Below are 9604 nucleotides of genomic sequence, written 5' to 3' on the forward strand. Positions count from 1 at the left end.
GCGGTATTGTGCCAGTGGCGGCGGTGTGGCGGGAACCGGGCGAGGGCTGCGCCCTCGATCGCGGGGCCCCCGCTGAGCTCAAGAACAGCGGGGTATCTTAGCGGGCTTGCCCCGCGATTGGTCCGCAGCGCGGCCCCCCCCCTCGGTCAATCGAACGCCGTCTTGAAAAACGCCTGCATGTCCTTCCAGGACTGCTCATCCGCCGCCTTGTCGTAACCGATGTCCGGCCCGCCATGCTCCCCATGGCTCAACCGGTCGGCATCCGGGTTGGTGAAGCCATGCTTGGCCCCGGGAATGCCGACGAACTGGTAGTCGGCCCCGGCCGCGTCCATTTCCTGCTTGAACGCCGCGACCTGCGCCGGCGTGACCATGCTGTCGGCCTCGCCATGCTCGACCAGGATCTTCGCCCGCACCACACCCGGCTTGGCCGGCGTCTGGGTGACCAGCGCGCCATGGAAACTGACCACGCCATCGAGCTTCTCGCCCCGGCGCGCGGCGTCGAGCACCACCTTGCCGCCGAAGCAGTAGCCCACGGCGCCCAGTTGGTGCTTGTTGGTGTTCGGTTGCAGTTTCAGCAATTCGAGCCCGGCATCGAAGCGCCGCGCGGCGGCCGCTGGGTCCTTCAGCGCTGCGGCCATGAACGCCTGGGCGTCCTGGGGGTGCTCGGTGTGCTTGCCATCGCCGTACATGTCGATGGCCAGGGCGTTGTAGCCCAGCGCGGCGAGGTCGCGGGCGCGGCGCTTGGCGTAGTCGTTCAGGCCCCACCACTCATGCACCACGACCACGCCGGGGCGCTTGCCTTCGAGGGCGTCGTCGTAGGCGTAGTAGCCGATCAGCGCGGTGCCGTCGGCATCCTGGTAGCGGATCTCGCGGGTCTGTACCGCCGCCTGGGTGGCGGCGGCGCTGCACAGCAGGGCCAGGGCAAGCAAGCAACGCATGGTCAACGCTCCATTTTCGCCCGTGGGCGGTTCGTTCAGCCGGGGTTCAGGCTGGGTTCAGCAGCGGTTCAGGGCACCTTCCCTACTCTAGCCCCCAGACAGCCACAACGCATCCAACTGGAGTACCTGACGCATGAAAACCATCAATACCCTGATCGCTGCCATGGCGGTTTGCGCCGCTGGCCTCACCACCGTCGCCCAAGCCGACGACACCTTCGCCAGCCTGACCTATGGCCAGACCAGCGACAAAATCCGTAAATCCGGCCTGCTGCAGCGCAACACCGAGCAGTTGAACACCGACGGCATCATCGGCAAGGACGGCACCTGGGGCGTGCGCCTGGGGCAGATGAACGACCAGGGCCGCTACTACCTGACCTACGACAACGTCTCCGGTGACCACAGCGGCGTCAAGCTGCGCCAGGAAAACCTGCTGGGCAGCTACGATGTGTTCTTCCCGCTGGGCGACACCACCAAGGCCTTCGCCGGTGGCAGCCTGGGGGTGACCAAGCTGTCCCAGGAGTCCTCCGGTTATAGCCGCGACACCGACACCGGCTATGCGGTCGGCCTGCAGGCCGGCGTGATCCAGCAGGTCACCGACAACGCCTCGGTGGAGCTGGGCTACCGTTACCTGCGCAGCAACGCCGCCACTGAGTTGTCCGAGCACGACGGCCCGAAAATCGGCACCCTGCGCCTGACCAGCAGCGCCCAGACCTACCTGTCGGCCAACTACAAGTTCTGAGGTTGAGGGTATCCTGTGCCGCACACTGTTCCTGCAGGCGAGAGCCTGCCCCGCGATAGGGTCGGCACAGGCACCGCAGATAAGGAGAACCGCATGAAATTGCTGGTGGTCGAGGACGAGGCGCTGCTGCGTCATCACCTGTACACGCGCCTAGGCGAGAGCGGGCACGTGGTCGAGGCGGTGGCCAATGCCGAAGAAGCGCTTTACCAGGCCGAACAGTACAACCACGACCTCGCAGTGATCGACCTGGGCCTGCCCGGCATGAGTGGCCTGGACCTGATCCGCCAATTGCGCAGCCAAGGCAAGACCTTCCCGATCCTGATCCTCACCGCGCGTGGCAACTGGCAGGACAAGGTCGAAGGCCTGGCCGCCGGCGCCGACGACTACGTGGTCAAACCTTTCCAGTTCGAAGAACTCGAAGCTCGCCTCAACGCCTTGCTGCGCCGCTCCAGCGGCTTCACCCAGTCGACCATCGCCGCCGGGCCGCTGGTGCTGGACCTCAACCGCAAGCAGGCGACCCTCGACGAGCAACCCCTGGCGTTGACCGCCTACGAATACCGCATCCTCGAATACCTCATGCGTCATCACCAGCAGGTGGTGGCCAAAGAGCGCCTGATGGAGCAACTGTACCCGGATGACGACGAGCGCGACCCGAACGTCATCGAAGTGCTGGTCGGCCGTCTGCGTCGCAAGCTCGAGGGCGACACTGGCTTCAAGCCGATCGACACCGTGCGCGGCCTCGGCTACCTGTTCACCGAGCGCTGCCGATGATCCGCTCGCTGCGCCTGCGCCTGATGCTCGCTGCAGCGGTGCTGGCGCTGCTGTTCATGCTGGCGCTGCTGCCGGCGTTGCAGAAGGCCTTCAGCCTGGCCTTGCAGGAGTCGATCGAGCAGCGCCTGGCCTCGGATGTCACCACGCTGATCTCCGCCGCGCGCATCGAGCGCGGCCAGTTGCAGATGCCGGCGTTGCTGCCGGACGAGCGCTACAACCTGCCCAACACCGGCCTGCTCGGCTATATCTTCGACCGCCAGGGCACGCTGGTCTGGCGTTCGCGCGCCACCAACACGCAGAACATCAACTACCAGCCGCGCTATGACGGGCGCGGCAACGAGTTCGCCCGTACCCGTCAGGACGATGGTGAGGAATTCTTCGTCTACGACGTCGAGGTCAAGCTGCTCGGCGGCAAGAGCGCGGCGTACAGCATCGTCGCCCTGCAACCGGTGCGCGAATACCAGCACACCCTCGATGGCTTGCGCGAGAAGCTCTACCTGGGCTTCGGCGCGGCCTTGCTGGCCTTGCTGATGCTGCTCTGGGCCGGCCTGACGTGGGGCCTGCGCTCGCTGCGCCGGCTGAGCCTGGAGCTGGACGAAGTGGAGGCTGGCGCGCGTGACGGCCTGAGCCGCGAGCACCCGCGCGAACTGCTGCGCCTGACCGGCTCGCTGAACCGCCTGCTGCACAGCGAGCGTGAGCAGCGCCAGCGCTACCGTGACTCGCTCGACGACCTGGCGCACAGCCTCAAGACCCCCCTGGCGGTATTGCAGGGGGTGGGCGAGAGCATGGGCCAGGGCAATGGCGAGCGGGAGCAGGCGCGGGTGCTGCAAAGCCAGATCGAGCGCATGAGCCAGCAGATCGACTACCAACTGCAACGCGCCAGCCTGCGCAAAAGTGGCCTGGTGCGCCACCAGGTGCAGTTGCGACCGTTGCTCGACAGCCTGTGCAGCACTCTGGGCAAGGTCTACCGCGACAAGCGCGTCGCTGTCAGCCTGCAGGTACCGCCCCAGGCCCGGGTGCCGATGGAGGAGGGCGCGCTGCTGGAGTTGCTCGGCAACCTGCTGGAGAACGCCTACCGCCTGTGCCTGGGCGAGGTGCGGGTGAGCCTGGAGGAGGCGGCGGGGCAGCAGGTGCTGTGCGTGGAGGACGACGGCCCCGGCGTACCGGCCGGCCAGCGCGAGCGCATTCTGCAGCGTGGTGAGCGGCTCGATCGCCAGCACCCGGGGCAGGGCATCGGGCTGGCGGTGGTCAAGGACATCATCGACAGCTATGACGCGCAATTGAGCCTGGGGGATTCGCCATTGGGCGGCGCGGCTTTCAGGATCGTTTTTCGCCTGGACTGACGCCATCGCGGGGCAAGCCCGCTCCTCATAGGTAGCCCGCCGCTCTCAGAGGGCGGGCTGCCTGTAGCGGCCGCGATGATTACTCCCGCCGCCCAGGCGGATTCCCGCCAACCCCTCCGTTCCATTTCCGCCAGCGGGCGGAAACCCGCCAACCTCAGCTTCGAACCCTGCCCCGTCGTCGAGCACGAAACCCCCGTAAATAGGGCTCTTGCACCCATTCTGGGCATTTTGGCATTGCACTTGCTAAATGACTGGCAGAGACCTGCCTCGCGCAGCTCGAACACAACAAATCCCTCCAGGTGCAGGAGGGTTCGCGCGTTAGGTGCCACGCCCTGGGAAGGGTGTAGACGGCACACTTGAGGATAGAGAAGCCATGACGACCCGTCAGCCGCTGTACAAGTCCCTGTATGTTCAGGTGATCGTCGCGATCACCATCGGTATTCTGCTCGGCCACTACTACCCCGAAACCGGCGTTGCCCTCAAACCCCTGGGGGATGGTTTCGTCAAACTGATCAAGATGGTCATCGCCCCCATCATCTTCTGCACCGTCGTCAGCGGCATCGCTGGCATGCAGAGCATGAAGTCGGTCGGCAAGACCGGCGGCTACGCGCTGCTGTACTTCGAGATCGTCTCCACCATCGCCCTGATCATCGGCCTGGTCGTGGTCAACGTGGTGCAGCCAGGCGCTGGCATGCACGTCGACGTCAACACCCTGAACGCCAGCAGCGTGGCCGCCTACGCCTCCGCCGGCGCCCAGCAGACCACCGTCGGCTTCCTGCTCAACGTCATCCCTGCCACCGTGGTCGGCGCCTTCGCCAACGGCGACATCCTGCAGGTGCTGATGTTCTCCGTGCTGTTCGGCTTCGCCCTGCACCGCCTGGGCAGCTACGGCAAGCCGGTGCTGGAGCTGATCGACCGCTTCGCCCACGTCATGTTCAACATCATCAACATGATCATGAAGCTGGCCCCGATCGGTGCCTTCGGTGCCATGGCCTTCACCATCGGCCAGTACGGCGTCGGCTCGCTGGTGCAGCTGGGCTACCTGATGGCCTGCTTCTACATCACCTGCCTGGCCTTCATCCTCATCGTCCTGGGCGGTATCTGCCGCGCCCACGGCTTCAGCGTGCTGAAACTGATCCGCTACATCCGTGAAGAGCTGCTGATCGTACTGGGTACTTCCTCCTCGGAATCGGCCCTGCCACGCATGCTGACCAAGATGGAGCGCCTGGGTGCGAAGAAATCCGTGGTTGGCCTGGTGATCCCTACCGGCTACTCGTTCAACCTGGACGGCACCTCGATCTACCTGACCATGGCCGCGGTGTTCATCGCCCAGGCCACCGACACCACCATGGACATCACTCACCAGATCACCCTGCTGCTGGTGCTGCTGGTGGCCTCCAAAGGTGCTGCCGGCGTCACCGGTTCGGGCTTCATCGTCCTGGCCGCCACCCTGTCCGCCGTGGGCCACCTGCCGGTTGCGGGTCTTGCGCTGATCCTGGGTATCGACCGCTTCATGTCCGAAGCCCGCGCCCTGACCAACCTGATCGGCAACGCCGTGGCCACCGTGGTCGTGGCCAAGTGGGTCAAGGAGCTGGACACCGACAAGCTGCAATCGGAGCTGGCCTCCGGTGGTTCGCCGCTGGTCGAGACCCGTCCGACCGACGACCTGGGCGTCGCGGAAGGCCCAGCTACCCGTTGATCGTGCAGTGAATGAAAAAAGGCGACCTTCGGGTCGCCTTTTTTATTTGCCTTTGCCCCCTTGTCGGAGTGGGCTTGCCCCTCGATGGCGTCGAATCGGTCAATAGGGCAGTGGTGCCTATTCGACGCGGGTCTCGCCGCTGTAGACCAATATCTCCCGACACCGCCGGCACAGGTAGCGCCGCCCCTGGCGCACCAGCTTGTGCCGTTGCGCGGTGAACGGGAAATCACTCTCCGGGCACGGGCAGCGGTAGATGTAGCGCGTCACCACGCGCCGCTGCACTTCGTAGTTGTGGCAGCGGTTGGGCGGCAGTTCGTACACCCCGCGCATGATCAACTGCCACTCCTCGCCATGGGCCTGGATGCGGTCGCCGAACAGTTGGTGGGCAATCAGGTGCGCCACCTCGTGGGCCACGGTCTGGCGCAGGAAGTCTTCCTGGTTCTCGCGGTACAGCTGCAGGTTGAAGCGCAGCAGGTTCTCGTGCAGGTGCGCGACGCCGGCTTTCTGGCCGCGCAGCTTGAAGCTGACTTCCGGCCGCGGGAAGGGGCGTTTGAAGAAGGTTTCGGCTTGCTGGTAACAGGTTTCGACGCGTTGTCTGAGCAGCTCGGGCATGGCGGGGCGGGTCTCCTTGCCGTCGCATTATGCCGCAAGCACCCCCCGCCTGCCGAGCCGTCGGTCAGCGTGCAGTCAAAGGCCGCCTCGCGGCGGCCCCTGGCTTTGATGCCCCAGTGTTGGTTGGATCTAGTTGGTATACACAGGCCCCACGCCCAGGCCCCAGATGATCACGGTGGCAGCCATGATCGCCACCAGCACCACCAGGCCCACCGCCAGCACGGAGCTGGAGAACAGGAAGCCTTCGTCGGTGGGGATGTTCATGAAGGTCGGCAGGCCGACATACAGCAGGTAGACCGTGTAGCAAATCGCCGCCGTGCCGATCAGCATGCCCAGCCACAGGTGCGGGTAGAGCGCCGCCAGGCCGCCGAGGAACAGCGGGGTGGCGGTGTAGGTGGCGAAGGCGATGCACTGCGCCATGCTCGGGTTGGCGTCGTAAGTGCGCGCCATCCAGTGGATGAAGGCGCCCATCACCGCCACCCCGGCGAGCATCGCCAGGTACGACATGATGCTCATCCATAGCGCGCTTTCCATGGTCAGCATGACCGCGGGCCGGTCGCCGATCACCCAACCGACCTGCGTGGTGCCGATGAACGCCGAGACAGCCGGGATCGCCGCGAGAATCAAGGTGTGCGTCAGGTACATGTGGCTGATGCTTTCGTCCTCGCCACGAATCTCCTTCCACTCCTGGTCCGGATGGGTAAACAGCCCCAGAACGTGATGGATCATGCCGGTCACTCCTATCGTCGTTGCCAAACGCCCCCCCAGTGGAGCGCCTGTGGCCCGAGGCCAGGACACCGATCAAGCGGTAATATGGCCTTATGTCGCAGTATAGGAAGCCGATCCCGGCACAAAGGCTGCTTTTTAGAGCAAATCGCGCTGTCAGGCGCGGCCTTGATTCTTTATCGGAATGGCCTACGCCCGGGCTCGGTTTGTGCGTAAAATAGCCGGCTTTTGTCACACCTCGCGGATCCAAGCGCTATGGGCACCCTCTCGGTCAACCAGAACAAACTGCAAAAACGCCTGCGCCGCCTCGCCGGCGAGGCCATCACCGACTACAACATGATCGAGGATGGCGACAAGGTCATGGTCTGCCTGTCCGGCGGCAAGGACAGCTACACCATGCTCGATGTTCTGCTGCACCTGCAGAAGGTGGCGCCAATTTCCTTCGAGATCGTCGCGGTGAACATGGACCAGAAGCAGCCGGGCTTTCCCGAGCATGTGCTGCCGGCCTACCTGAAGGCCCTGGGTGTCGAGTACCACATCGTCGAGAAAGACACCTACTCGGTGGTCAAGGAGCTGATCCCCGAGGGCAAGACCACCTGCTCGCTGTGCTCGCGCCTGCGCCGCGGCACGCTGTACACCTTCGCCGACGAGATCGGCGCGACCAAGATGGCCCTGGGGCATCATCGCGACGACATCGTCGAGACCTTCTTCCTCAACATGTTCTTCAACGGCGCGCTCAAGGGCATGCCGCCGAAGCTGCGCGCCGACGATGGCCGCAACGTGGTGATCCGCCCACTGGCCTACTGCAGCGAGAAAGACATCCAGGCCTACTCGGACATGAAGGAATTCCCGATCATCCCGTGCAACCTGTGCGGCTCGCAGGAAAACCTGCAGCGCCAGGTGGTCAAGGACATGCTGGTGGAGTGGGAGCGCAAGCACCCGGGCCGCACCGAGAGCATCTTCCGCGCCCTGCAGAACGTGGCGCCGTCGCAGCTGGCCGACCGCAACCTGTTTGACTTCACCAGCCTGAAGATCGACGAAAGCGCCACGCCGCGTTTCCTCGACGTGCTGAACATCTGACCCATGCGCGACTACCAGTGGCTGCACGCGTTCTGCCTGAACCGCTTCGGCTCGGCCCAGGCCCTGGAGGCCTTCCTGCCGCAGCCGAAGTCGGCCGCGCAGCTGCGTGCCATCCCCGATGACCGCTACCTGTCGACCCTGGCCCTGCGGGTGTTCCGCGCCGGGCTCAAGCACAGCCTGGTGGACGCCAAGTGGCCGGCATTCGAGCAGGTGTTCTTCGGCTTCGATCCGGAGAAGGTGGTGCTGATGGGCGCCGAGCACCTTGAGCGGTTGATGCACGACGAGCGCATCATCCGCCACTTGGGCAAGCTCAAGAGCGTGCCGCGCAATGCGCAGATGGTGCTCGACGTGCAGAAGGAAAAGGGCAGTTTCGGCGCGCTGATCGCCGACTGGCCGGTAACCGACATCGTCGGCTTGTGGAAGTACCTGGCCAAGCACGGCCACCAGCTGGGCGGGTTATCGGCGCCGCGGTTCCTGCGGATGGTCGGCAAGGAGTTATCCGCCTAGGGATGCTCCGAACAAGTCACCAGATATCCGCTCCCTGATCGCAGACAGCGTCGGTTCAGCCGGTTTTTCAGCCGCGCATTACACAAAAAACCAGAGACGCCTCTGGTTTTTCTGCATCACAGACGCACCTCTCCCGTCACGCTCAATAGTTGCCGCCGGGCCATCCACAGATTCGACAACGCAAAGAGCGTGGTCAGTTGCGCCGTGTTCTTGGCCAACCCGCGGAAACGAGTTTTCACGTAACCGAACTGCCGCTTGATGACGCGAAATGGGTGTTCGACCTTGGCCCTTGCCTGGGCTTTGACCTTTTCAATCCTGCGCCTGGCCTTGTACAGGGCGCTGCGCTTACTCAATTTCTTGTAAGTACTGCGGCGTGCTGCGATCTGCCAGATCACCTGCCGACCGTCATGTTCAGGCCGCTTCTCTACGCCGGTGTAACCCGCATCAGCACAGACAACATTCTCGTCACCATGCAGCAGATGGGCAACTTCCGTCACGTCAGCCACGTTGGCGGCGGTGCCATGGACATGATGTACCAGACCCGATTCAGCATCGGCTCCGATATGCGCTTTCATGCCGAAGAAGTACTGGTTTCCCTTCTTCGTCTGGTGCATTTCCGGATCGCGTTTGCCCTCCTTGTTCTTGGTCGAACTGGGCGCGTGGATGATCGTGGCATCGACGATTGTGCCCTGGCGCAGCGACAAGCCTTTGTCTCGCAGGTAGGCGTTGATGGTTTCCAGGATGCCTGCCGCCAACTGGTGCTTCTCCAGCAGGTGCCGGAAATTCATGATCGTCGTGTCTTCGGGGATTGGAGCGCTGAGCGTCAGTCGAGCAAACTGGCGCATCGAAGTGATCTCGTACAGCGCTTCTTCCATAGCCGGGTCACTCAGTGAAAACCAGTTTTGCAGTAGATGAATGCGCAGCATGGTTTCCAATGGATAGGGTTTGCGACCGCCACCTGCCTTTGGGTAATGCGGTTCGATCAACGCGACCAGTCCGCTCCACGGCACGACCTGTTCCATCTCGGCCAGGAAACGCTCACGACGGGTTTGCTTGCGCTTACCGGCGTATTCGAAATCGGAAAAGCTCATCTGACTCATGGGGTGGAGGCTTGCTCGGGCGTGAGAGTTGGGCGGAGGGCTATTTCAGCACAGGTCAGACGATCTGCGCTGACTTGATCGGAGAATCC

The 9604-nt window shown here is 63.8% G+C and carries 9 protein-coding genes and 1 pseudogene; 6 read left to right on the forward strand and 4 right to left on the reverse strand.

What is annotated here, in order from left to right; genetic code table 11:
• Positions 1-146: 146 nt before the first annotated feature.
• Positions 147-938: a dienelactone hydrolase family protein gene (locus tag P0Y43_RS00115; RefSeq protein WP_275635271.1), complete on the reverse strand. Its 792-nt coding sequence runs from the start codon at positions 936-938 to the stop codon at positions 147-149.
• Between the two features lie 133 nt (positions 939-1071).
• Here P0Y43_RS00115 and P0Y43_RS00120 point away from each other — a divergent pair, with 133 nt between their 5' ends.
• The 4 genes from P0Y43_RS00120 (at position 1072) to P0Y43_RS00135 (ending at position 5490) form a co-directional block, all read left to right on the forward strand.
• Positions 1072-1677, forward strand: a complete 606-nt coding sequence (locus P0Y43_RS00120; protein WP_275635272.1) for an outer membrane protein — start codon at positions 1072-1074, stop codon at positions 1675-1677.
• Positions 1678-1770: 93 nt separating this feature from the next.
• Positions 1771-2448, forward strand: coding sequence for a response regulator transcription factor (locus tag P0Y43_RS00125; protein WP_275635273.1), 678 nt, complete (start codon positions 1771-1773; stop codon positions 2446-2448).
• Entirely contained in the window at positions 2445-3791 is a 1347-nt protein-coding gene (locus tag P0Y43_RS00130) for an ATP-binding protein (protein ID WP_275635274.1), read from the forward strand. The genes P0Y43_RS00125 and P0Y43_RS00130 overlap by 4 nt, the downstream gene beginning before the upstream one ends.
• A 373-nt stretch (positions 3792-4164) precedes the next feature.
• Positions 4165-5490, forward strand: a complete 1326-nt coding sequence (locus tag P0Y43_RS00135; protein WP_275635275.1) for a dicarboxylate/amino acid:cation symporter — start codon at positions 4165-4167, stop codon at positions 5488-5490.
• Between the two features lie 117 nt (positions 5491-5607).
• Here the strand turns inward: P0Y43_RS00135 and P0Y43_RS00140 are convergent, their stop codons facing one another.
• Complete coding sequence (locus tag P0Y43_RS00140; RefSeq protein WP_275635276.1) at positions 5608-6102, reverse strand: SprT family zinc-dependent metalloprotease; 495 nt, start codon at positions 6100-6102, stop codon at positions 5608-5610.
• Positions 6103-6231: 129 nt separating this feature from the next.
• Positions 6232-6831: a Yip1 family protein gene (locus tag P0Y43_RS00145; RefSeq protein ID WP_275635277.1), complete on the reverse strand. Its 600-nt coding sequence runs from the start codon at positions 6829-6831 to the stop codon at positions 6232-6234.
• Positions 6832-7083: 252 nt separating this feature from the next.
• Here P0Y43_RS00145 and ttcA point away from each other — a divergent pair, with 252 nt between their 5' ends.
• Together ttcA and P0Y43_RS00155 are read left to right on the forward strand one after the other, a co-directional pair.
• Positions 7084-7908, forward strand: coding sequence for a tRNA 2-thiocytidine(32) synthetase TtcA (gene ttcA / locus P0Y43_RS00150; protein ID WP_275635278.1), 825 nt, complete (start codon positions 7084-7086; stop codon positions 7906-7908).
• Between the two features lie 3 nt (positions 7909-7911).
• A pseudogene (locus tag P0Y43_RS00155) lies at positions 7912-8403 on the forward strand (DNA-3-methyladenine glycosylase I); the annotation flags it as partial.
• Between the two features lie 128 nt (positions 8404-8531).
• On the opposite strand, the gene P0Y43_RS00160 reads toward P0Y43_RS00155, so the two are convergent.
• Positions 8532-9515 (reverse strand): IS5 family transposase, encoded by a 984-nt coding sequence (locus P0Y43_RS00160; protein WP_275635279.1) that lies wholly within the window; start codon positions 9513-9515, stop codon positions 8532-8534.
• Positions 9516-9604 lie beyond the last annotated feature (89 nt).

This window comes from Pseudomonas entomophila, assembly GCF_029193575.1.
Taxonomy (GTDB): Bacteria; Pseudomonadota; Gammaproteobacteria; order Pseudomonadales; family Pseudomonadaceae; genus Aquipseudomonas; species Aquipseudomonas entomophila_G.